At 42.4% G+C, this 23,777-nt stretch carries 24 protein-coding genes; 8 read left to right on the top strand and 16 right to left on the bottom strand.

Annotated features, from left to right (window positions below; translation table 11 throughout):
• Nucleotides 1-27: 27 nt before the first annotated feature.
• Genes B7717_RS04405 through ruvA form a run of 3 tightly spaced genes read right to left on the bottom strand, consistent with a single transcriptional unit; the run spans nt 28 to nt 1,866 of the window.
• Entirely contained in the window at nt 28-702 is a 675-nt protein-coding gene (locus tag B7717_RS04405; RefSeq protein WP_084877286.1) for a CPBP family intramembrane glutamic endopeptidase, read from the bottom strand.
• Nucleotides 703-1,263, bottom strand: a complete 561-nt coding sequence (locus tag B7717_RS04400; protein WP_084877284.1) for a DNA-3-methyladenine glycosylase I — start codon at nt 1,261-1,263, stop codon at nt 703-705.
• A 9-nt stretch (nt 1,264-1,272) separates the two neighbouring features.
• Entirely contained in the window at nt 1,273-1,866 is a 594-nt protein-coding gene (gene ruvA / locus B7717_RS04395) for a Holliday junction branch migration protein RuvA (RefSeq protein ID WP_042767653.1), read from the bottom strand.
• 159 nt (nt 1,867-2,025) lie between these two features.
• On the opposite strand from ruvA, the gene B7717_RS04390 reads away from it, so the two are divergent.
• Together B7717_RS04390 and B7717_RS04385 are read left to right on the top strand one after the other, a co-directional pair.
• On the top strand, nt 2,026-2,529 hold the full coding sequence (locus B7717_RS04390) for a helix-turn-helix domain-containing protein (protein WP_084877281.1): 504 nt from the start codon (nt 2,026-2,028) through the stop codon (nt 2,527-2,529).
• Nucleotides 2,513-3,034 (top strand): RDD family protein, encoded by a 522-nt coding sequence (locus B7717_RS04385; protein ID WP_000769794.1) that lies wholly within the window; start codon nt 2,513-2,515, stop codon nt 3,032-3,034. The genes B7717_RS04390 and B7717_RS04385 overlap by 17 nt, the downstream gene beginning before the upstream one ends.
• A gap of 35 nt (nt 3,035-3,069) precedes the next feature.
• Here B7717_RS04385 and mutL read toward each other — a convergent pair whose 3' ends face one another.
• The gene (gene mutL, locus B7717_RS04380) at nt 3,070-5,019 is read right to left on the bottom strand and encodes a DNA mismatch repair endonuclease MutL (RefSeq protein ID WP_084944284.1); all 1,950 of its coding nucleotides are present in this window, start codon (nt 5,017-5,019) and stop codon (nt 3,070-3,072) included.
• A 207-nt stretch (nt 5,020-5,226) separates the two neighbouring features.
• Here mutL and B7717_RS04375 point away from each other — a divergent pair, with 207 nt between their 5' ends.
• Nucleotides 5,227-5,667 (top strand): LytTR family DNA-binding domain-containing protein, encoded by a 441-nt coding sequence (locus tag B7717_RS04375; protein ID WP_000687692.1) that lies wholly within the window; start codon nt 5,227-5,229, stop codon nt 5,665-5,667.
• A complete protein-coding gene (locus B7717_RS04370) occupies nt 5,664-6,122 on the top strand; it encodes a DUF3021 domain-containing protein (protein WP_000743976.1) in 459 nt (152 codons plus the stop codon). Before B7717_RS04375 ends, B7717_RS04370 begins: the two co-directional genes overlap by 4 nt.
• A gap of 42 nt (nt 6,123-6,164) precedes the next feature.
• Here the strand turns inward: B7717_RS04370 and mutS are convergent, their stop codons facing one another.
• Both mutS and argR read right to left on the bottom strand, forming a co-directional pair.
• Nucleotides 6,165-8,699 (bottom strand): DNA mismatch repair protein MutS, encoded by a 2,535-nt coding sequence (gene mutS, locus B7717_RS04365; RefSeq protein WP_000179918.1) that lies wholly within the window; start codon nt 8,697-8,699, stop codon nt 6,165-6,167.
• A 50-nt stretch (nt 8,700-8,749) separates the two neighbouring features.
• Nucleotides 8,750-9,196: an arginine repressor gene (argR, locus tag B7717_RS04360; RefSeq protein ID WP_001231483.1), complete on the bottom strand. Its 447-nt coding sequence runs from the start codon at nt 9,194-9,196 to the stop codon at nt 8,750-8,752.
• Between the two features lie 154 nt (nt 9,197-9,350).
• Between argR and argS the strand changes: the two genes are divergently transcribed.
• The 3 genes from argS (at nt 9,351) to B7717_RS04345 (ending at nt 13,083) form a co-directional block, all read left to right on the top strand.
• Nucleotides 9,351-11,042 carry an arginine--tRNA ligase gene (gene argS, locus B7717_RS04355; RefSeq protein ID WP_049484714.1) on the top strand — a complete coding sequence of 564 codons (1,692 nt, stop codon included), beginning with the start codon at nt 9,351-9,353 and terminating at the stop codon, nt 11,040-11,042.
• Nucleotides 11,043-11,376: 334 nt separating this feature from the next.
• Nucleotides 11,377-11,622 (top strand): hypothetical protein, encoded by a 246-nt coding sequence (locus B7717_RS04350; protein ID WP_000084865.1) that lies wholly within the window; start codon nt 11,377-11,379, stop codon nt 11,620-11,622.
• A gap of 198 nt (nt 11,623-11,820) precedes the next feature.
• On the top strand, nt 11,821-13,083 hold the full coding sequence (locus tag B7717_RS04345) for an NRAMP family divalent metal transporter (protein WP_084944283.1): 1,263 nt from the start codon (nt 11,821-11,823) through the stop codon (nt 13,081-13,083).
• 81 nt (nt 13,084-13,164) lie between these two features.
• Here the strand turns inward: B7717_RS04345 and nrdI are convergent, their stop codons facing one another.
• The 5 genes from nrdI to B7717_RS04320 all read right to left on the bottom strand — a co-directional run bounded on the left by nrdI (nt 13,165) and on the right by B7717_RS04320 (nt 17,864).
• Entirely contained in the window at nt 13,165-13,635 is a 471-nt protein-coding gene (nrdI, locus tag B7717_RS04340) for a class Ib ribonucleoside-diphosphate reductase assembly flavoprotein NrdI (RefSeq protein WP_042903018.1), read from the bottom strand.
• 76 nt (nt 13,636-13,711) lie between these two features.
• A complete protein-coding gene (locus tag B7717_RS04335) occupies nt 13,712-14,245 on the bottom strand; it encodes an ABC transporter permease (RefSeq protein WP_000740043.1) in 534 nt (177 codons plus the stop codon).
• Nucleotides 14,246-14,303: 58 nt separating this feature from the next.
• Nucleotides 14,304-15,590, bottom strand: coding sequence for a response regulator transcription factor (locus tag B7717_RS04330; protein ID WP_000278920.1), 1,287 nt, complete (start codon nt 15,588-15,590; stop codon nt 14,304-14,306).
• Between the two features lie 11 nt (nt 15,591-15,601).
• A complete protein-coding gene (locus tag B7717_RS04325) occupies nt 15,602-17,272 on the bottom strand; it encodes a sensor histidine kinase (RefSeq protein ID WP_000800569.1) in 1,671 nt (556 codons plus the stop codon).
• Nucleotides 17,250-17,864 (bottom strand): YesL family protein, encoded by a 615-nt coding sequence (locus B7717_RS04320; protein ID WP_000514459.1) that lies wholly within the window; start codon nt 17,862-17,864, stop codon nt 17,250-17,252. The genes B7717_RS04325 and B7717_RS04320 overlap by 23 nt, the downstream gene beginning before the upstream one ends.
• A 133-nt stretch (nt 17,865-17,997) precedes the next feature.
• Here B7717_RS04320 and B7717_RS04315 point away from each other — a divergent pair, with 133 nt between their 5' ends.
• Nucleotides 17,998-18,567 carry an MptD family putative ECF transporter S component gene (locus B7717_RS04315; RefSeq protein ID WP_084944282.1) on the top strand — a complete coding sequence of 190 codons (570 nt, stop codon included), beginning with the start codon at nt 17,998-18,000 and terminating at the stop codon, nt 18,565-18,567.
• A gap of 28 nt (nt 18,568-18,595) precedes the next feature.
• Here B7717_RS04315 and B7717_RS04310 read toward each other — a convergent pair whose 3' ends face one another.
• The 5 genes from B7717_RS04310 to B7717_RS04290 all read right to left on the bottom strand — a co-directional run bounded on the left by B7717_RS04310 (nt 18,596) and on the right by B7717_RS04290 (nt 23,687).
• On the bottom strand, nt 18,596-19,288 hold the full coding sequence (locus B7717_RS04310; RefSeq protein ID WP_000137507.1) for a methionine ABC transporter permease: 693 nt from the start codon (nt 19,286-19,288) through the stop codon (nt 18,596-18,598).
• A gap of 1 nt (nt 19,289) precedes the next feature.
• On the bottom strand, nt 19,290-20,351 hold the full coding sequence (locus tag B7717_RS04305) for a methionine ABC transporter ATP-binding protein (protein WP_084856504.1): 1,062 nt from the start codon (nt 20,349-20,351) through the stop codon (nt 19,290-19,292).
• The gene (locus B7717_RS04300) at nt 20,344-21,717 is read right to left on the bottom strand and encodes a M20 family metallopeptidase (protein ID WP_084944281.1); all 1,374 of its coding nucleotides are present in this window, start codon (nt 21,715-21,717) and stop codon (nt 20,344-20,346) included. Before B7717_RS04300 ends, B7717_RS04305 begins: the two co-directional genes overlap by 8 nt.
• Before the next feature lie 118 nt (nt 21,718-21,835).
• Complete coding sequence (locus B7717_RS04295) at nt 21,836-22,690, bottom strand: MetQ/NlpA family ABC transporter substrate-binding protein (RefSeq protein WP_000694533.1); 855 nt, start codon at nt 22,688-22,690, stop codon at nt 21,836-21,838.
• 154 nt (nt 22,691-22,844) lie between these two features.
• Nucleotides 22,845-23,687, bottom strand: coding sequence for an amino acid ABC transporter substrate-binding protein (locus B7717_RS04290; protein WP_084944280.1), 843 nt, complete (start codon nt 23,685-23,687; stop codon nt 22,845-22,847).
• Nucleotides 23,688-23,777: the final 90 nt, after the last annotated feature.

The following is a 23,777-nucleotide window of genomic DNA, read 5'->3' as shown; positions in this document are numbered from 1 at the left end:
TTTTTCTCTTGTATAACTACTAAAACGTCACATACTACTGATAACTAAAATAATCAAGGGAAGGCTATTGCCTAACATATGAACAACTAGAGGATAATAAATATTCTCTTTTTCTTTCACATAGATGATAGAAAAGGCAATGCCTCCACCTAGATAACCGACTGCACTGACCCACTCTGATAAAGCCAAACTGTGCATATGAGTCAGAGCAAAAACAAGTCCTACCAGAAGAATGCTTAGCCAACTTGACAGACGTTTCTGCAAGTGATGTAACAAGAGCTGACGGAAAAAGAGTTCTTCCACAAAAGGTCCGATGACACAAGCAAAAACAGCTATCAGTAATGGTTGCTCTTGAAAGGTGCTTTGAATATTCGACTGGTTTAGACCTTGTCCGACTAGCCCAAAAAACTGCTTCAACATCTCTGATACAAATTCAAAGACAAAAGTCATCAGAAAGAGAAAGAGCCATCCTGTTAAGACGCCAAAGAAGAATTTCCTTTTAGTCTTTCTAATCTCATTCCATTGTTTGATCAATCTATCCTTAAACAAGAAAGAGCCATATAGAGCTAGTACTACATAAACTAGATAATTTGCAATAGCAGATGGCATCAAGAAAGCCAGCAATTTAACTCCATCAAATACAAAGAGAACTGTATAGAGAATCGCAAAAATCAGAATTCCCTTATTTTTGTTAGACATCATTTAATTTCCTTTCCACTCACAATCATTCTCGTGGTCATCAACTAGCCCTGCAGCCTGAAGAAAAGATAAAACGGCAACTGGGCCTGTGAACTTGAAATCCCGTTTTTTGAGATCTTTGGCTAATTTCTCAGACAAGGCTGTTTTAGCAGGTGCTAGGTGATAGTCAGGAACATCATTGATGATGGTTTGCCCATCAACAAAGGACCAGAGATAAGCGTCAAAAGAGCCGTAAGTTTTCTGGACTTGCAAAAATGCTTGGGCGTTGGCACGCGTCGCAAAAATCTTGGCTCGATTTCGAATGATGGCTGGATTCTCTAACAAGGCTTCCAACTCCGCATCTGTCATCTGAGCAATTTTCTGGGCATCATAAAAATGAAAGACTTCTCTGAAAGCTTGGCGCTTGTTTAGCACCGTTTCCCAAGATAGACCCGACTGGTAGGTTTCCATACACAATAACTCAAACAATGCTTGGTCATCATGGAGGGGTTGCCCCCACTCCTCATCATGATAGGCTACATATAAGGGATTATTCATTTTAACCCAACCACAGCGTTTCGGCATCTTATTCTCCTATTTGACCAACATCTTGAGGGCAGACTTGATATAGTTCTCTGCTGTATCTGTCGTTCCTTCAAAGAATTTCTTGATTTTCTTAAGTTCAGTCGCCTTGTAGCCCAGTGCCAGCATGGCCTCCATAGCTTCTTCCAGTTCTTGGTTCTCATTACTCGCTTGCACAGCGACTTTGGCAGGAAGGTCATCACTAGCCACGACTACCTTGCCTTCCAAGTCCAGAACCATTTGCTGGGCTGTTTTCTTACCAATTTTAGGGAACTTGGTCAAGTAGGTGATGTTCTTAGTCTCGATGGCTTGAACCAGGCCAGCATTGTCATCGGCAGCAATGATTGCAAGAGCTGAAACAGGACCAATCCCTGAGACCGAAATCAGACTGAGAAAGAGTTTTTTCTCATCTTCTGAGCGAAAACCATAAAGCAGATGGGCATCCTCACGGACAACTTGGTGCACATAAATCTGAGTTTCTTGGTTAACCTGACCTGAGTAAGCATAAGGATTGGCTACATGCAAGATATAGCCGATACCATTTGCCTCAAGGACAATATATTTAGCAGTGATTTTGGTAATGATTCCTTTTAGATATTCGTACATATTTTTTTCTCCATTATTTTGCCTATCTAGTATACCATATTTCCCCAAGACAGACTGCAACAAAAGGTGCAACCTCTGGTTGACAAATAGTACAAGAGATTGTATGCTCATTATAAGTAAAAATTGTTAGGATAGAAGTAGAAAAAGGAGGATAGAATAATGAAACTCGCAGAAAAACTATTTGAGCTCAGAAAGGAAAAAGGTTGGTCCCAAGAAAAACTAGCAGAACAAATCAATGTTTCTCGGCAAAGTATCTCCAAATGGGAGTCTGGACAAGTACTTCCTGAAATCGAAAAAATCATTGAATTAAGCAAGATTTTTCAAGTAACAACTGACTATCTCTTACTGGATGAAAACTTTGAAAAAGGTTCCACGGCAGTGATTTTGGAGGAAGATAAGGACAAATACTATAAAGAAGTTAAATCCTTTGGTCTCTGGCAGGTGATTTATATTTTCGTATTGGCTCTAGCTATCTATCTCTTTTTAGCTGCTTCTAGCTTTCCAGCAAAATTCACTGCGCTGGTCTGGTTAAGCTTTTTCCTCTTAATCGCGTCCGCAATGGCTATTAACAAGGCGCTAAAGATTAAGCAAAAGTATCTGGACAAGGTTATAGGCCTTGATGATTTTAAGAAAGAAGGTGCTAAAGATGAAACTAAAAACTGACAATCCCATACCTATCAAAACTCGTCTGAAAGAGCTGATTGGAGACTGGCTCTTTATCTCGGGCTACCTCATTTCTTTATTTTTACTAGCTATGGGCTTTTACAATCTAGTTCTAGGAGGCGTTCCCGTATTCACTGAAGCCCAGAGCCAACTTCTGGCTTTTTCTAGCTCGGTTCTGCCCCTAACTATCATCTTTGCTTGGCTCGACTATAGAAAAGGAAGTTTTGGCAAGCGTTGGGCAGGTTTACAGCTGATTTACAAGCATAGGAGCCTTTCCCACAGCCTTTTGCGCTCTGCTATCAAGTTTTTCCCTTGGCAGTTGGGACATATGGGAGCTATTCGTAGTGCTTATCAAGCAGATGCTCTGTCAATTTTCTTGTCAACCTCAGCAGGGATTCTCTTCTTGATTTTTCTGCTGATGGGACTCCTTCGCAAGGACAAACGTCATCCAGCTGATTTGCTTGCTGGAACACAAGTTCAGCTCAAAAATTCAAAACAGCTCTAGTTTTATAACTAGGGCTGTTTGATTTTCTATAAGGTTTAGTATTTCCCCAACTCACGAAGACTCGTATGATTTTCCTGAATGCGTCGGAACATCTTTTCCATATCCGACTTGGTAAAATGCACCAAAACGGGACGTCCATGCGGACAGTTATAGGGGTTGTCACATTGAGAAAGCTGATAAAGGAGCTGTCTGGCTGAGTGGTCATCGATACGATGGTTGGCCTTGATAGACCGCTTGCAGGACATCATGATGGCTAGCTCTGCTCGGTATTTCTTGATCGAAACTTCCTTGGTCAAGAGCAGCATGTCGCACATTTCATAGATACCTGACTCAATCTCTTCTTCTGCCATCCAAATAGGATGTTCACGCAGGATGAATTGATTTTCTCCGTACTCTGCTAGAAAGACGCCCGCTTCCTCTAAAAGAGGCATTCTTTCCCTGAGACGAAGGGCATCATCCACTGGGAATTCAAAGATGTAGGGCACTAGGAGTTGTTGCTGACTCTGGTCAACATTGCCGATGCTTTCACGGTATTCCTCGTACTTGACTCGTTCCTGAGCCGCGTGCTGGTCTATGATGTAGAGTCCATCTCGCCCTTGGGCAAAAAGATAGGTCCCGTGCATCTGTCCGAAGAACTCCAACTCTGGGAAACTCGATGCTTCTTCTCGCTCCAGCTTATCATAAGCCTTATCGAGGCTAGCAAGATCTAACTCTGGATGGTCTAATTGGCCATAGTTAGCAGGCTTTCTCTCTGCAAAATGCAGTTTTGCTGGCTTAGTCAATTGGTCTAAAGTTTCTTTAGCAAACAGGGTTAGGTCCCTACCCTCCTCAGTTAACTCAACCTGATGATCAGCAACCTCAGCTTGACTAGGTCTTGAGAGTTCTGTTTTTTCATAGTAAAGCGTATTTTCTTTGAGTGGGAGAATGGTCTGCTCTACCTTTTGACGATTACGCACGGTCGACTTGGCAAGATTTTCTAAAGCATCAGGTATCAAGGCTTGTTCCTTGAGACTATTTGAAATAGCCTCTGAAAGCAGCGCCATTAGCTCTCTTTCCATGGAAATTCGCACTTCTTGTTTGGTTGGATGGACATTGACATCAGCTAGATAGGGGTCGATATGGATGTGAATGACAGCCAGTGGAAAACGCCCTACCATGAGCTTGCTTCCATAACCGTCAAGAATAGCACGGTTGAGCAGAAAGTTCTTGATATAACGCCCATTAATGAAGAGACTGATATAGTTACGGTTTGCTCGGGTTAACTCAGGCAGAGACACAAAACCTGTAATTTCGAAATCTAAGTCAGAGTTCTCAATTTCAATCATCTTCTTGGCACTTGCCAAACCATAAATTCCTGCGATTGCTTGTCGCAGTTGACCAGTTCCTGCTGTCCGTGTCATTTCCTTGCCATCACTAATCAAGCTAAAAGAAATCTCAGGATGGGCTAACCCTAGACGGTTGACAATATCAATGATATGGGATAACTCTGCCTGCTGACTCTTCATATACTTGAGACGAGCTGGTGTATTGAAAAAGAGGTCCTCCACACAAACTTTGGTTCCCACAGGACTAGTCGCTGGGATGACTTCCTCAACTTCACCCCCACGCGCAACGAGCTTGGTCCCATGACTCGCACCATCCACCGCCGTCAACAGAGTCAAGACACTGACAGAAGCGATCGAAGGCAGGGCTTCACCACGAAAACCAAGCGTTCGAATCCGAAAGAGATCAGCTTGATTTTTTATCTTACTGGTCGCATGACGACGCAGGGCCAATTCCACCTCATCGTGGGCAATTCCATGACCATTATCTGTGATTTGAATCTTCTTGAGACCTGATTCCTCAATCTCAATGATAATCTGACTTGAGCCCGCGTCAATGGCATTTTCTACCAACTCTTTCACCACACTGGCAGGACGTTCAATGACCTCGCCTGCCGCGATCTGGTTTGCCAGCACCTCTGGCAATTCAATAATATGAGACATCTTTCAGCCCCTTTCTGTATCTATTTTCTAGAAATTGATTAGTGCTATTATACCATATTTCAGATACTATCAGAAAAAGCAAATACCACATAGACTCCAAATCTCTCCACATAGACAAAAGCTCTTGCCATGGGTCGTAAAATAGTGTTTAATAAAGGTGTACAGGAAGTGATCACAACCTTGTATAACTGAAAAGGAGAGAAATTTATGAAAATAGAACTACAAATTAATGAGACTTACGAGGAGGAAAAGCTGATTGTCCAAACTCCTCAGCCGACCGAAAAAGTCCAGAAAGTCATCGAGTTCGCAGAAAATCTTGACCAAAAAGAAACAATCAAAGGAAAGATTGATGATCAGGTCTATCTAGTTAAGATTGGTAAGATACAACGCTTCTATATCGAGAATCGGAAGGTTCTAGCAGAAACTGCATCTCAGACCTATACCATTGATTTGCGTCTCTATCAAGTTCTTGACATTCTGCCGACCACTTTTATCCAAATTTCCCAATCAGAAATCGTTAATATTGACGCTATCTCTCATCTCAAACTCACGCCCAACGGCCTGGTTGAAATTTTCTTAAAAAATGAAAGCTTCACCTACTCTTCACGCCGTTACCTAAAAACCATCAAGGAGAAATTAGAACTATGAAAAAACAAATCTTTCACGATGCAGCCGCTGGTGTACTTATCGGCCTCATCCTCTCTATCCTCTTTTCACTCATTTATGCACCAAATACCTATACCCCACTAAGCCCCGAGTCTCTTATCGGCCAAGCGATGGCTCAACATCAGATTCACGGTGCCCTGGTCTTGCTCTACTGCATGATCATCTGGTCAGCTATCGGCGTTCTCTTTAGCTTTGGCAGTCGCTTATTCAGCCGTGACTGGAGCTTACTCCGTGCAACACTTTCCCATTTCTTCCTCATGTTGGCTGGCTTTGTCCCACTAGCGACTCTGGCTGGTTGGTTCCCCTTCCACTGGACCTTCTATCTCCAGCTCATTCCAGAGTTTGCGATCGTCTACCTTATCATCTGGGTTATTCTCTATAAAAGAGAAGCAAAAAAAGTAGACCACATCAATCAACTCTTGGCTCATAAAAAGTAATAGAGAAAAATCCCACTCACAAACACATGAGTGGGGTCCTTTTTATAATTTTTGTTTGAGCTCAACTAAGACATTCATAGCCTGCATCGGTGTCATATTGTACACATCCAGTTTAGCTAATTCTGCTAGAATAGGATGCTCTTCAGGGGTATCAAAGAGTGACATCTGTTCAGTAACAGCACTTGTTTCTCTCATTGGCGCAGGACTTTCCGTCCCTTGATTCTCCAGTTGAGTCAATATCTTATCCGCCCTTGCTAAAAGTTCTCCTGGTAAGCCAGCAATCTTAGCAACATGGATACCATAGGATTTGTCAGCTGGTCCTGGTTCGATCTTGTGAAGGAAGGTGACCTGCCCATCCTGCTCCAAGGTTGCCACATGGACATTAACCAAGTGTTCCAAACTGGACTCCAGACTGGTCAACTCATGGTAGTGGGTCGCAAAGAGGGTCTTGGCTCCGATATGTTCATGAATGTATTCGATGATGGACTGGGCAAGAGCCATCCCGTCATAAGTTGCAGTTCCGCGTCCCAATTCATCAAAGAGAATCAAGGAATCCTTGGTCGCATGCGAAATGGCATTGTTAGCCTCCATCATCTCCACCATAAAGGTTGATTGACCCGAAACCAAGTCATCCGCTGCCCCAATGCGAGTAAAGATAGCATCAAAAATCGGCAAGTAGGCACTCTCAGCAGGAACATAAGAACCCAGCTGGGCCATAACCGCCGTCATGGCTAGTTGGCGCATATAGGTGGACTTCCCGCTCATGTTAGGTCCCGTAATCAGTTGAATGCTGGTGTCTTCTGCCATCTGAATCGTATTGGGAATATAGGTCTGAGCCCCCATCACCTTTTCGACGACCGCATGGCGTCCTTTCTGGATAGCGATTTGGGAATCCTCTCCAAACTCAGGTCGAATCAAATGCTGGGTTTCAGCCACAACTGCGAGACTTTGCAAGACATCAACCGTTGCAATTCCTTGGGCTAGAGCCTGCAAACGCTGGATGTACTTGCTGACTTCTTCACGGATGCGCATAAAGATTTCATATTCTAGGTTGGCTGACTTCTCTCGCGCCTCCAACATATCTCCCTCGATCCGAGCTAATTCCTCGGTACCGAAGCGTTCCGAGTTTTTCAGCGTCGCCTTGCGGAAAAAGTGGGCTGGAACATTTCCCAGTTGCGAATTGGTCACATGGAAATAGTAACCATCTTTTTTATTGTAGTCAATCTTGAGCGTGCTGATGCCAGAGTTTTCTCTCTCCTTAGCCTCAATCTCAGCAATCCAGCTAGTCCCTTCTCTGAGCACACGACGGTACTTGTCTAATGTCTCATCAAATCCCGTACGGATAATGCCACCTTCCGTAATCACGTGAGGAGCTTCAGGAGCAATGGCAGCACTAATCAAGCTCTCCAACTCAGGGATGGCATCTAACTGTTTGATAAGATAGGCCAGGGCAGGTTGCTCCAGGCCTTCTAAAATCGCTCGAATCCGTGGCACACTAGATAAGGTGGTCGCTAACTGTAAGAGATCCTTGGGATTGGTCTTGCCAAAAGAAACCCGACTAGCCAAGCGTTCGATATCATAAACACCCTTGAGACTGTCCGTTAAATCGCTGCGCTCAAAGAAGTGGTCAAGAAAGACCTGCACCACCTCTTGCCGCTGGACGATTCGCTCCTTATCAATCAAGGGACGATGAATCCAAGACCGCAAGAGCCGCATACCCATAGCCGTTTTGGTTTCATCTAAAAGCCAGAAAAGACTGCCTTGCTTCTTGCCTGAACGGGCATTCTCAACCAAATCCAAACTAGCCTTGGTCGCATAATCCATCTGTAAGAAATCTTTGATTTCATAGCGGATAACTGGTTTGAGATGGTTCAATTCCCGCATCTGGGTCCGATGAACATACTGGAGGAGCTTACTAGCTGCCGCTTGCTCCACAGCTGCCAGTCGTGAATCCAATAAATGGATGTCCTCAAAACCTTCTTTCTCATAGGAAATCACCAGATTCATCTGACGACTTAGAATTTGTTCTTCTTCCTCAGGCAAGTCATAACCCAGAACTACTTCTCGCGCCTTGAGATTGCGAATTTCCCCACAAACCAATGTGAAATCCAATAGCCCCGTCACATAGAAATCACCTGTCACCAGATCCATATAAGCCAGACCAAACTGACTGCCATCACGGTCTATAGCAACCAAGAAATTGTTCTGACTGTCTGGCTTACTGCTATCAACGACCGTTCCAGGTGTGATGACCTGGACCACCTCTCGCTTGACAACTCCGACCGCTTGTTTGGGATCTTCCATCTGTTCTGCAATGGCAACTTTATAACCCTGTTCAATCAGAACATCGATATACTGCTGGGCAGAATGATAGGGGACACCCGCCATGGGTATCGGATTTTCTGCATTTTTATTCCGACTCGTTAAGGAAATTTCTAAAATCTGTGCTGCATTAATTGCATCTTCATAGAACAACTCGTAAAAATCACCCATTCGAAAAAGCAAAAAAGCATCTGGGTATTGTTTCTTAATATCCACATACTGTTGCATGCCGGGTGATAGCTTTTCTGTTGCCATTTTCCGTCTCTCCTTGCTAAAAATAAGTCTTGAGAGCAACTCCCAAGACCTTATTTATCTTTCATCAAATCTAGCAAACGATCTTCCATCAGCTTGGCAACGTGCTGGTCTCGACAAATAACCAATAAGGTATTAGCACCAGCAACCGTTCCTAAAATCCATTCATCCTTGTTTGCATCTACAATGTTTGCTAAGACTGCAGCTTCCCCAAGTTTGGTATGAAGTACCAAGGTGAACTCTGCTCTTGCAACACCTTCTAAATGATGAGACAAAAACTCAACTAAATCAATCTTATCTGTCTCATTTGCTAGTACATAATACACCATATCATTTTTCTTAACCTTGGTCAAGCCGATTTCACGCAAATCACGTGACAAAGTCGTTTGTGTCACATAAACATTACGAGCTTCTAAACGATCTTGAATCTCTTTTTGTGTCCCAAGTTTTTCTTCGGTGATCATCTTTTTAATCAATTGATGCCGTTCTCTTTTTCTCATATTATCCTCTTAAGTGAATATTTATAACAAGTTTTACATTTATTTTATAACTACATTATACCAAAAAAAATAGATAATTCAAAAAAATTCTTTTCTTTCTCAAAAAATGTAGTAAATTGTGTTAAAATAGTAAAAAAGCCCAAAAGGAGCCCTTATGAATACAAAAGAATTGATTGCTAGCGAGTTGGCTAGCGTCATTGATAGCCTGGACCAAGAGGCTATTTTAAATTTACTGGAAACACCTAAAAACTCAGAAATGGGAGACATCGCCTTCCCTGCCTTTTCTCTAGCAAAGGTCGAGCGTAAAGCTCCGCAAATGATTGCAGCAGATATTGCTGAAAAAATCAATAGTCAAGCCTTTGAAAAGGTTGTCGCTACTGGACCTTACGTTAACTTTTTCCTTGATAAATCTGCTATTTCGGCTCAGGTATTACAGGATGTTATCACTGAAAAAGATCACTATGCTGACCAAACCATTGGCAAGCAAGAAAATGTCGTTATCGATATGTCTAGTCCCAATATCGCAAAACCATTCTCTATTGGTCACCTGCGCTCAACGGTTATCGGAGATAGCTTGTCACATATTTTCCAAAAAATCGGCTATCAAACGGTCAAGGTCAACCATTTGGGAGACTGGGGCAAACAGTTTGGAATGTTAATCGTTGCCTACAAGAAATGGGGAAATGAGGAAGCCGTTAAAGCACATCCAATCGATGAACTTCTTAAACTCTACGTTCGCATCAATGCTGAAGCTGAAAAAGATCCTAGCTTGGATGAAGAAGCACGCGAATGGTTCCGCAAACTGGAAAATGGAGATGAGGAAGCCCTCGCTCTCTGGCAATGGTTCCGTGATGAAAGTTTAGTGGAATTCAACCGTCTTTACAATGAATTGCAAGTTGAATTTGACAGCTACAACGGAGAAGCCTTCTACAATGATAAGATGGATGCTGTTGTAGACATTCTCGCTGAAAAAGGACTTCTTGTTGAGTCAGAAGGGGCTCAAGTTGTCAATCTTGAGAAATATGGAATTGAACATCCAGCTCTTATCAAGAAATCTGATGGTGCAACTCTCTATATCACACGAGACTTGGCTGCAGCCCTCTACCGTAAAAACGAATACCAATTTGCAAAATCCATCTATGTTGTTGGTCAAGAGCAATCTGCCCACTTCAAACAACTCAAGGCAGTACTACAAGAGATGGGCTACGATTGGAGCCAAGACATTGTCCATGTTCCGTTTGGATTGGTAACAAAAGAAGGGAAAAAACTCTCTACTCGTAAAGGAAATGTCATCTTGCTAGAACCGACTATCGCTGAGGCTGTTAGTCGTGCCAAAGCCCAAATCGAAGCGAAAAATCCTGAGTTAGAAAATAAAGACCAGGTTGCCCACGCTGTTGGAGTTGGGGCTATCAAGTTCTATGATCTTAAGACCGACCGTACAAATGGATATGACTTCGACCTTGAAGCTATGGTATCCTTTGAAGGAGAAACTGGACCTTACGTTCAATACGCCTACGCTCGTATCCAATCTATCTTGCGCAAAGCCGATTTCAAACCAGATACAGCTAGCAACTATAGCCTGAATGATGCTGAAAGCTGGGAAATCATCAAGCTCATCCAAGACTTCCCACGTATTATCAATCGTGCAGCAGATAACTTTGAACCTTCTATCATTGCGAAATTTGCGATTGGTTTGGCTCAAGCATTTAACAAATATTATGCACATACACGTATCCTAGATGAAAGTCCTGAGCGCGACAGTCGTCTGGCCCTCAGCTACGCAACCGCAGTCGTCCTCAAAGAAGCTCTTCGTTTGCTCGGAGTAGAAGCGCCGGAGAAGATGTGATTCAGTACTAACAATTGGAACTAAAGTTCCTAATTGTTAGACGCTAGCCGCTTATATGCGGGCTAGCTAACTGCTTCACTAGTCATGACCCCTAAATATAATCGATTTAGAGGTCATGACGTCGTAACTATGGTGATTTGGCTAGGCGCTTCACTAACTTATCAAACCAAATAACAGCGATTTAGTTGGGTTTAGGTTCTAATCTTTTAAATTACTTGAAAGCAATCTGAAAGATTGAGGCAAAATAACATTTATATTTTGTTCGGCCTTGCAGCTGTTTAATGAAACAATTTATTCACTTTTACTATTTCTTTATCACACTGGGAGATTTCCTATGAGCCAATATGCTTATATCCTCGTTGTACTTAGCTTGGTTTTCCTTTTTCTGCTCAATAAGTACGAGAAGGAAAGACTTCAAAGACTCTACCAAGAGCAACTCTTGAAGGACGAGACATTTAGGTCTGACATCAAAGAGAAAATTCACACGACTGAAAATATCAATGATGTCATTGCACATATCAATAAAACTTACCATCTGGGAATGTTGCTCTCAAAAGACGTCACAGATCAATTGAAATAATCAAAATCCGAGAAGCTTTCTTCTCGGATTTTTTAGCCTTAACTATATTCTCCTTGGAGAAATTTCATTAATGCATGTAAAGTTTTCTGTAATTTTCTGTGTTTTTTCAAAATATTCTTGCATTTCCTTTAAGTTTTTTGTAGAATAGTAGCTATCTATTCAGATTATTCTGAAAATTCAAAAATAGGAGTGTTTATTATGTCACAAGTTACGTTATCAAACCAGTCAACCTGGGCAAGCAAACTAAAGGCAATGGGGCCAGGAATCCTAATGGCTTCTGCTGCCGTTGGAGGTTCTCACATTGTATCCTCTACTCAAGCTGGTGGTTCTTATGGTTGGTCACTACTCCTCTTGGTTATCTTGGCCAATGTTTTTAAATATCCATTTTTCCGTTTTGGTGCCGAATATACTGCCGACACTGGCAAAACCTTGGTGGAAGGCTATGCCGAAAAAGGGAAACTCTATCTCTGGATTTTCTTTGTCCTCAACGTCTTCTCTGCCATGGTTAATACAGCTGGAGTCGCTATCCTTTGCTCAGCCATCATCGCTAGCGCTTTTCCAATGATTGGTCTTAGCATCACTCAATGGTCCCTTATCCTTGTTGCAGTCATTTGGGCCATGCTACTCTTTGGTGGCTATAAACTATTGGATGGTATGGCAAAATGGATCATGTCTGCTTTGACCATTGCAACTGTTCTTGCAGTTATCATTGCAGCAATTAAGCATCCAGAATACAGCTCTGATTTTGTCGAAAAGACACCTTGGCAAATGGCGGCCCTCCCTTTTATCGTTTCCCTCTTAGGATGGATGCCTGCCCCTATTGAAATTTCAGCTATCAATTCACTCTGGTCTGCTGAAAAGAAAAAGACTGTCAACTTTAATACAGAGGACGCCCTTTTCGACTTTAACGTTGGTTACATTGGAACTGCTATCCTAGCTGTATTCTTCGTGGCACTAGGAGCGCTTATTCAGTATCCTACCGGGCAGGCAGTTGAAGCTGCTTCAGCCAAATACATCTCTCAATTTGTGGGTATGTATGCCTCTGTTCTTGGAGAATGGTCCCGTTATTTGATTACCTTTATCGCCTTTCTTTGTATCTTTGGAACAGTCATCACCGTTATCGATGGCTACTCTCGTGTCAATCAGGAATCGCTGCGACTCTTGATTCTTCAAAAAGAGGATACTCGTAAATCTTTGAACATCTGGATGACCATTACCGCTATCATTGGTATCGTCATCATCAAATTCTTTGCTGGTCAAGTTTCCACCATGCTTCGCTTTGCCATGATCGGTTCTTTCCTAACAACACCATTCTTCGCTCTTTTGAACTATGTTTTGGTGACACGTGAAAATAAAAATCTTCCTTCTTGGCTAAAACTCCTCGCTATCGCAGGATTGATTTTCCTCTTTGGCTTTGCTATTTTCTTTATCTATGCACTTGCCATCGGAAAAGCAGGATAGTTTATAAAATGGCACCCTGACAGGGTGCTTTTTGCATACACAAAAAGCAGTTGAAAATCTCAACTGCCCCTCAGTACTACTTTATTTTTCTGTTTCTAACTCATACAAGTCCGCGATAATCGCTGCGACTTTTTTAATATCTCCCAACATACCACGCATTTCAAAGTCTGCTAGGACCGGGAAGCCAAAGCGCTGGCTATACTGCTTGGCTGTCAGGCAGTATTGATTGTTAAAATTGCGATTACCAGATCCCACTACCCCAAAACACTTACTAGCATTGTCTCCATAAGCGATAAAGTCGCCCACTGGAGTCGTAAGAATCTCAACATCGCCGTTATCGACACCATTTCCACCTTCCAGATAGGTCGGCAAGAAAGCGACATAGGGATGCTCCATTTCAAAGAATTCTTGGCCTTCCTTGACCAAATCCTTGATATGGATTTTTTGGACCTCAATTTCTTCGTACTGAGACAAGAGATAGTCCTTGAGTCGGGTTACAAAACTCTCTGTATTCCCACTCAGACTGATATACACTAAGGATATTTTTTTCATGTTGACCTCGATTTTTTGTTTACGATTAAAAAAGAACTACCAAGATTGTAACTTGATAGTTCTTTTTTGTCAATACTTAGGCAACTTCTTCTGCTTCGACTTCTTCGGCCAAATCTTTTTGTTGGCGCCACATCTTGTAAAAGACTAAGGCTAAAAAGAGAACATTGATAATGATGAACAAAATATTCGTTCCTTGTGCCAATGCTCCCATTCCTAAGCCGAGAGTAGTATCTTTGATTAATTGAACCGCATCTTGAACGTTCATATAGCTATAAACCAAACCAACAATCGCTAGTAGAACATAGCCAATATAAGCATAGTTTGCGAATTGCACATTTTTACGTACTAGAAATACAAAGGCTACTACAACTAAAATTGCAGATAAAACAATCAACAACGTATTAAAAATAGAGTGCGATGACGCTGTTACTTGGTAAGTATAGTTAACCGTGTCTTCTATTTGCTGAGCAGTAAGGGACCCACTATTAGATAGGCTTGTACGAAGCACATCTTTACTTGGCAATGGACTCAAGATTCCAAACAATGACATAGATGAAATGAGGGCTGATAGGACTAACAAAACCCAAAGATAAATAGGATTCTTTTTCATGTTTTCCTCCATAAGATATTTTGAACATTATAGCATTTTTTGTACAGGAATACAACTTTTACAAGCTGGTTTCAACTTGTTTCCGATAAGCTTTCGGTGATTTTCCGCACAATTTACGGAAAACCTTGTAGAAATATCCAACATTACTATAGCCAACTGCATAGCAAATATCTTCGATGCTATCACTGGTCGAAAGTAAGAGTTGCTGCGCTGCCTTAATTCGCTGTTTATTGAGCAATTCCGCAAAGGTTGAGTTGGTTTCCCTCTTGATCAGCTGACCGAGATAGACAGGATTGATAAAGAGATCCTTGCTAATATCCTTCAGTGAGAGCTCTTTCTGATAATCACGCCCAATCACTTCCAGAACACTCACCACATTTTCATTCATGCGGTACTGGCCAAAGAACTTGGTCAAAGTTTCTTTGATATAGGCAACCAATTCTTCAAAGGTATTAATGGCATGGATAGCTTTGACAATCTCGGTCATATCATCTGCTTTTAGGTGTTCAAACAAATGAAAGACATCCATGACAAACTGGGTAAAGAGCTGCTTCGTGATGGCCACGCGCGGGGTATTCTTCAAAACAATCTTCTCTAGCAGGGTTAATTCTTCGATGATTTGATTGATATTCCCTTGGATAATCACCCGATAAATCGGCTCGTAATAAGCAAACAAACTCTCGGATTTTTCTAGATTGACTGAACCGTAGAAGAGGGCTTTCTCAGCATTGATCTTCCAATTCTCAAAAGACTGCTGGTAGGGTGCTTCAAATGGTGTCACGACGATGCCATCTAGTGGCTGATCAGAGATGAAAATCTGCCAGTCTTGCCCCAAAACGTAGTAAGGAATGGTAAAAGATCCCTGCTTTTCCTTTGAAAGTCCTATCCACCAGCTGTCTTTATCTGACAGATAGTTAGTAAATCCTGTCTCATCCAATTCTTGACTGAGGGTCTGACTTTTCTCCACCTTTTCCTGAAGCTGTCGCGCAATCTTTTCTAATAAATTGCCCAACTCCACCTTGTCTACTGGCTTGACCAGATAATCCACGACACTAAGGTTCATGGCTTTTTTGACGTAGTCAAACTCCTGATAACCAGACAGCAAGATATAATAGGTATCTGGAAGTAGCTCTTTCATTTCCCTAATCATCTCAAGTCCGGTCTTATCTGGCATGTTGACATCGGAAATGACCACATCTACTGGATTTTTCTTAACATAGTCCAAAGCATCATCTGCGTGATTAGCTGTTGCGACGACTTGCATATCCCATTTTTCAAAGGGGATTAATCGCTTGAGCCCCTCTGTCACCATGTACTCATCGTCTACTAATAAAACTTTATACATTTCTACCCTTTCTATTCATCCTGGATAGTGATATGGTAACGAACACCTTCTTGCTCAGCTGACTCTACACTGATTTGGTAGCGATCCCCAAAGTAGAGAACAAAGCGTTCGTGCACATTTACTATTCCAATTGATTGCCGCTCCCCACTGTAGCTTGCTTCGTGTTCAAAACTTCTCTGAGCTAATTTTTCCTGCAAGCTAGCTAGTTTCTCAGCGGGCATTCCTCGACCATTGTCTTCCACTAGGATTTCAACGAAGCCTTGGCCCTTCAAGGCTTTGATACTGATGACATTATCCGTTCTGCGATGGTCAACACCATGGGCAAAGTAGTTTTCTACTAATGGTTGGAGTGTAAATTTTGGAATCCTCATTTCTTCCAATTCTGGTGCAATCTTGAAACCATAGGCAATGGATTTAGGATAACGCACCATACAGAGATAGCTATATTTTCGGCAAAATTCCAACTCCTGCTTCAAGGTCGTTTCCCGCTCGTCGGAGATATTGTTGCGTAACAAGCTACTAAATTCATAGATAATGTCCGCCAGTTCATCCTGACTTTGCATGACGGCATACATCCGTAAAAACTCCAGAGTATTGTACATAAAGTGAGGATTGATTTGAGCCTGCAGGGCTCGCATATTGGCATCTTTTTGACTGAGCTCTAGCTGATAGATATCGTGGATATTTTTTTCCAGGCGGTCCAACATATCATTGGTTGTTTCTGCAATGAGAAGCAATTCTTGGTCTTTTTCAGAGGTATCGATTCGAAGGCCTTCTTCCCCTTGAGCAATCACCTCGATCGAATCAACTAGGTCTACGACCTGCTTTTGGTAATTTGAAAAAGTCTGTCTAAGGGTCACGTACAAAATGATGATAAAGAGAATACTTAGCCCAATAATGACAGCTGAACTCGTCAAAGTTCCTGTAAGAACAAAATTTTTAGGAACAGCAACTCGAACCTGATAACCGTGAGAGGTGACACCTACAAACCAGTTTTCTCGCTCGGCTGAGACCTTCTCCCCAATATGGAACATCTCAGTCTCAAAAGGCGAAGTTACTGTTACAGCCATTGGGATATGGCCCCTTGTATTGTCAATAGCGCCATGTAAAACATCTGGGGATAGGGAGATATAAATCACTCCTAAATCCTTGTCAGACACAGGATCGGAAACAGGAATGGCAAAACTATTGGCTGTTGGCTTAAAATCCTCCGCAGGAATTTTCTCTCCACTGCGTTTTTCTCTAGTCGAAACATAGACTTCCTTGTAGTCCTGAAGAACAATAGCCACTCCAGTCACAAAATCATTCCGAACATAGAGGTCATCAATATTTTCATACAGGGAAACCGAGATATAAGGCGAAGTTTTACGCTCTAATTGCCAATAGAAATAGTCTGGTGTGCTGAGACTAAAATACTTGTAAATTCCTTCGATGCGGGCCTGATTTTCAACCAAAGACTGAGCAAGTTGAGTTGACTCTCTGTGATAGTATTCCACTTCACTCACTGTCCGAGTGGTCACACGTTCTGCAACCCGTTGGGCCTCTTTCTCACGCGAGTCCCAGTCAGCATACGATAGCATAATTGCAAAACTGGCAATGACCACGATCATAACCAAACTATAAATCCGTAAAAGAGAGTGAAGCCAAAACTGCTTCATTCTATTTTGTCGCCAATTTTTCATGGATACTTTCATAAATAGGTTCCAACATATCACTGATAAAGAAATGCCACATTCCAATTCCTACAAAAAAGAGCAAGGCAGGCATATAATAACCAACTCCTACAAGGAGAGCGGACCCGAGTAAAACCTTGGCAATCGCAGGTAAGCTCATAAAAATCCCGATAAGGGACAGTTTCAAGGTATTTTGGTAGGATAAATCAAAGTACACCTGAAGTTTCAAGGACACAGTATAGGCTAGAAAGACAAGAGCAACTACAAGGACGTTGAGAAAGGTCGCCAAAAGGTAGAAAATCGTCTGGTGGGGCAATTGAACTAGAAGATACAAACCATAAATCAGAACAAGATCCACAAACACAAAACTATAGAAAGCCAGATTGCTCTTGACAAAATTGCTCTTATACAATTCCCAAGCTTCCTTCAAATGGTATGCTCGATAGGTATACCCATGCTCCGCATACAAACTCATAAGAGTTGCACTAGCTGGTGCCAAACCAAAGACTACTCCTCCTGCAAGTGTTAATAGCCAGAAATAAGCCGTCGCAATCATTCCCAAAAAGATACGATTAAAGACGAATTCTAGAAATTTTCCCATGCTACTCTCCTTAAACTAATGATGTAACTATTATATCATATTTCAAACGTTTTCAAAAATATAGAACTCCCATTTACAATCCTCAAAAAGCGTGATACAATTGGTTTTGTTAATTCGCATCAAGGAGATTCTCATGAAGAAAAATATCTTAACCACCCTCTTGGCCGCCGTCCTTTATTTCCTCTGTCTAGGGATTGGAGTCTTCCTAGGACACCTGGTCGATCAAACAGGCAATATGTTCTACGCGCCGGCCTTTTCTGCCCTTGTCGGTGGCAGTGTCTACATGCTTCTTTTGACGAAGGTCCCTCGTTTTGGCGCTATCACCACTCTAGGACTTTTTATGGCACTTTTCTTCCTAGCTAGCAAGCATGGCGCTGGTGCCTTTCTCCCAGGACTCGCCTGTGGTCTTGCAGCAGATGCCATCGCTCGTCTCGGAAACTACAGAGATCGAATCAAAAACACCCTCTCCTTCCTCGTCTTTGCTTTTAGCACAAGTGGCCCTATCTTCCTCATGTGGATCCGTCCCAAAGCTTACGTGGCCACCTTACTTGCACGTGGGAAATCCCAAGAATACATTGAGCGTATCATGGTCGCTCCAGAGTTGGACAAAATCCTTCTCTTTGTTTCAAGCATCCTCCTAGGTGCCTTGATTGGGGCTTTGCTTGGACAAGCCATTAGTAAAAAGTTTACACACAAAATCTAATCACTAAAAAAGAGCCCTTCGGCTCTTTTTATTTATGACTTAATTTCTTGGTCAAGAAATCTCCCAAGAACTGGATTGTAAAGATAATCAAGATGATAATGATGGTCGCCAAGATGGTCACATCGTGATTGTAACGGTTGAATCCATAGGCAATGGCCACATTACCGATACCACCAGCACCAACTGCTCCCGCCATAGCTGTTTCACCAACAAGGGAAATCAAGGTCACTGTCGTCACACGAATCAAATCTGGAAGACCTTCTGATAGGTAAACACCCACGATATCCCAGAAGGTCGCTCCGCTTGCTTGAGCAGCCTCAATGACACCACCATCTAACTCAGCCAAGACAACCTGCACCTGACGGGCAAAGAAGGCAAAGACCGCAAAAGAAAGGGGGACAAGGGCTGCATTTGGCCCAATGCTAGTCTTCACAATCAAGTGAGAGAGTGGTGACATGATTGCCAAGAGGATGATGAAAGGAACCGCACGGAAAATAGAGGTAATCTTATCCAAAATCCAAAAGATAACCTTATTTTCCAAGACACCACCTGGCGCTGTCAAGACGAGGAAAAGACCTGCCACCAGCCCCAAGAATCCTCCGATGATGAAGGAAAGAACTGTCATATAAAGAGTTAGGTAGATAGCTGTTCCCCAGCCTGCCTGACCAGCCCAGCCCATCTTGTAGACATTTGGTAGATAAGTTTGAATCAACTCTGTCATTTTACTGTCCTCCCTTCAATACTTTTAGCTGGACGCCAGCCTGACGGATGGCATCTTGAGCACCTACTAGCGCTGCTTTTTCACCTGACAAGACCACCACCAATTCTCCAACAGGAGTGCCATCGAGAATTTCGATATTTCCATAGAGGATATTGGCCGTTACTTGGTAATGTTTGTACAATTCATTCAAAAGTGGTTCGTCTGTCGAAGCCCCTGCATACTTGAGCTGCACTAAGATACTGTTCTCAGATAAATGTTCTACGATTTCTTGCTTCTCAATCTTAACCATGGCTTCGTCAATACCTGTTGCAGTAGAGATGAAGTCTTGGGTCAAAGGTTGTTTAGGGTCTGAGAAGATTTCAAGAACACTTCCTTCTTCAATCAAACGGCCATCCTGCATGACCGCCACACGGTTGGCAATGTCTTTGACAATCTGCATTTCATGCGTAATCAAGACAACGGTCAATCCTAATTTTTGGTTCAAATCTTGCAACAAAGCCAAAATCTGCTTAGTTGTCTTAGGGTCAAGGGCAGACGTTGACTCGTCTGAAATCAAGATTTTTGGATCATTGGCCAAGGCACGCGCAATGGCCACACGCTGTTTTTGCCCTCCAGATAGTTGTGAAGGGTAGTTTTCAGCACGATCCGCCAAGCCAACCAAGTCCAACAACTTAGCTACTTTAGCTTTCTTTTCTTCCTTGCTGAGTCCAGAGTGTTTGAGGGCAAAGGCTACATTTTCCTCTGCTGTCTTTTGGCTCATCAGGTTGAAATGCTGGAAAATCATCCCAATGTCTTGACGTTTCCGACGCAACTGCTCTGCCGTCAGAGTGACCTTACCATCAAAAATCACATCGTCATCAATGGTAATTTTCCCTGCAGATGGTTTTTGCAAGAGGTTAATCACCCGTACAAGGGTTGATTTCCCTGCTCCAGAATATCCAACGATTCCGTAAATATCCCCTTCTTGGATGTGAATGGTCACATCCTTGACCGCTGTGATGGTTCTCTTCTTTTGGTGAAAAGTCACATCGATCTGATCTAACTTGATAATATCTCTACTCATAGCTTCTAATCAGCTCCTCTACTAATTCAATATGGGTGTAGTAATCGGCGATTCGCACATTTTCATCTCCACCATGGTCTCGGCTATTGGCATTTCCTAGACCGAAGGCCACCATTGGTACCTCTAGGGCATCAAAGACCGTATGCATAGGTCCTGTCCCCGCTGTGGTCGGCAAGACTGAAACGCCCTGTGGATAGAATTTCTTGGCCAACTCGATCACATTGAGAATGGCCGGCGCGCTCATATCGCTTCGATAACTCATCTCTCCCAAGGTATAGTATAATTCTACCTTATCAAAGCCATTTTTGTCTAGCTGTTTCCGAATTTTTTCCAGAACATCATGCGGTTCTAGGCCAGGAACCAAACGAACCTCTAGCTTGGCACTGGCTTCTGCTGGCAAAATCGTTTTAACCCCTTGTCCTTGATAACCTGACTGAATTCCTTCGATATTGAGGGCTGGCTCGAAAAAGAACCGTTTTAGAAAGGCTGCACGATCCTCTTGTAAGAGAGGCAATTCCAATCCATAAATGCGACTAATTTCCTCAGGATTGCGTTGGGCGTAGGTATCTACCAAGGCTAGTTCTCGTTCATTTGGTTCTTGAACATTCTCGTACAAGCCTTCTACCAAGATACGTCCATCAGCAGCTCGCAGACTACTTAAGGCCTGGATAAGATACCACGGCGCTGACTCCACGACACCACCATAACTCGAGTGGATATCCACATCCGCACTTTTTACCTTGGCATCAAAGGTTACAATTCCCTTGTTTCCGCCAGAGATTTCCAGCTGTTCCAAGGCGTTCTTGGTTCCTTGTTCCCAGACTAGCAAGTCCGCTCCACGAAGTTTGTCTGCGTGTTTCTCTAAATACTTATCTAGATCCATGGAAGCAGATTCCTCTGCTCCCTCCATGATAAAGCTGATATTGACAGGTAGGTCATCATGATGCTGCATATACTTTCTCAGAGCACTCAAACGAGCCGTGATATGGCCTTTGTCGTCATCAACCCCACGTCCATACATAAAACCATTTCGCACAGAAAGGGTAAAAGGATCCTCTGTCCACACCTGGTCGCCATCCGCTGGCACGGTGTCATAGTGATTATAGAAGATCAAGGTCTTGGCATCCGGACGCGAGCTCTTGAAATGCGCCATGACAAAGGGAGCCGTATAAGTCTCATCAATCTCGACTTCAGCTCCTACACGCTTGAAAATCTCACCCAGATAGTTTGCGACTTCCTTGAGTCCAACCTGCTGGGCAAAAACTGATTTCTTGGAAATCAAGGTGCGCAAGACTTCAAAATAATGTTGGGCCACATGATCCTTCTCAAATTTTTCAATCTGCTCTTGTTCGCTAGGAAAAACCATTTTCTCTCTCTTTCTACTACGTACTTGCGTCCTCAAAACGACCACAAGTGCCTCTTTAAAATCAACTCTCTATACAAAAGCAAGAGGTGGAAACTCTCTCCCACCTCCCTGTGTCTTATTACCAAACTGGTTGGTCCAAACCGTCTGATGTTTCTTCGATAACTTTTTTCACTTCATCAGTGTGGTAAGCTGCGATAATTTTCTTGATGGCATCAGCCTTAGGTGATGATTCCCAATCTTTTTTCGCAACAATGATGTTGTACCATTGTTTTGAGTTTTCATCAGCTTGTTCTTTGAAAAGTGCTTTCTTGTAGTCCAATTTTGCTTCTGTAACGAAGGTATTGTTTACAACGGCAGCATCAACTGATGACAATGAACGAGCTGTTTGACTAGCGTCCAATTCAGTAATCTTCAAGTTCTTTGGATTTTCTGTGATGTTAGCAACTGTTGCAAGTGCAGTTCCAGAAACATCCAATTTGATCAAACCAGCTGATTGAAGCAAGTAAAGCGCACGGCTTTCGTTTGTTGCATCGTTTGGTACGGCGATTTCACCGTTATCTGGGATTTCTTCCACTTTGGTATACTTGTTTTCTTCCCCATTTTTACCTGAGTAAAGGCGGATTGGTGAGATGTAGGTATCTGCAATCGCTACAAGGTCTTTCCCGTTTTCTTTGTTCCAGTTATTCAAGAAGTTGTAGTGTTGGAAAGCATTCAAGTCTACTTCGCCATCAGCAGTTGCCTTGTTTGGTTGTGAATAGTCTGTGAACTCTGTGAATTCCAATTTAATTCCATCTTTTTCAACCAATTCTTGGATTTTATCCCAACGCGCTTCTTCAGAACCGCTACGGTTAACTGTTGCAATTTTGACAACTGTTTCGTTGTCTGCTTTCTTTTCTGAATTTCCGCAAGCTGCAAGAGTCAAACCTGCGACTGTAGCAAGCGCCGCTACACCGAGCCATTTTTTAATTTTCATGATTCTTTCTCCTTTAAAAATAATACCGTAATAGTATCTCATACTTTATTTGAATTAGCAAATTGTTATTAGATAGGCAGACATATAGTTTGAAACTATATACCTAAAAATTGAGAAATCATCCGCCTTTCTCAGACTGGATGATTTCATACGACTATTTGATATCAGCTTCTGCTGGGAGGTAAGTGTCCCCGAAGAACTGTTTAGACAATTTTTCAAGAGTTCCGTCTTTGTAGAGTTCTTGGATACGTTTGTCTACAAATGATTTCAACTCATCTTGACCTTTAGCAAGAAGTGGGTAAACGTAAGGTTGTTGGTCGCTTGGAAGTTCAATGACTTTCAAGTTATCCAAACCTTGGTTCTTGATAACTGTTTCAACACCGATTTTATCAAAAATCTTGTAGTCAAACTGACCATCGCTCAAACGAGACATGATTTGTTGGAAGTCCGCTTTAGTGTAGTTAAGAACAGTTGGATTATCTGCGTGTTGTTTGTTATAATCTTCTAGCTGTTTAGCTGATGTTGTCCCTTGAACAACCTCAGTAGACTTGCCTCCGATATCATCAAGCGACTTGATGCTGTCGTCGTCTTTCTTCACAACGAGAACGTTAGGGTTTTTAGCAGTTGGAGCTGCATAAAGGTACTTTGCAGCACGTTCTTTGGTATAGCTGATATTGTTCACAGCCATTTGATAACGGTCGCTATCAAGACCTGCAAAGACACCTGACCACTCTGTCTTTTCAAACTTGACATCGTATTTGTCAGAGTCTTTAAAGATAGCACGGACTACTTCAATCTCATAACCAGTCAACTCACCATTTTCTTCGTAGTTAAATGGTTTTGGTGAAGCATTGGTTGCAACGATAATTTCTTTCTTACCAGATGCTGCTTCGCTAGTTGCAGTATCTTTCTTATCTCCACCTGAACAAGCTGCTAGTACACCTGCGGCAACAAGTCCTAGAGCAGCAAGAGATGAATATTTGACGATTTTTTTCATGTCATTTCCTCCAAAATAGAATACTTTACTATCTTAACAGAAAATATTTTTTTTCGCCATTATATGATATCTATCTCGGTGATAGGTTTT

Source organism: Streptococcus oralis subsp. oralis (assembly GCF_002096495.1).
Classification (GTDB): domain Bacteria; phylum Bacillota; class Bacilli; order Lactobacillales; family Streptococcaceae; genus Streptococcus; species Streptococcus oralis_CU.
This window is presented reverse-complemented; position numbering and strand designations above follow the sequence as displayed.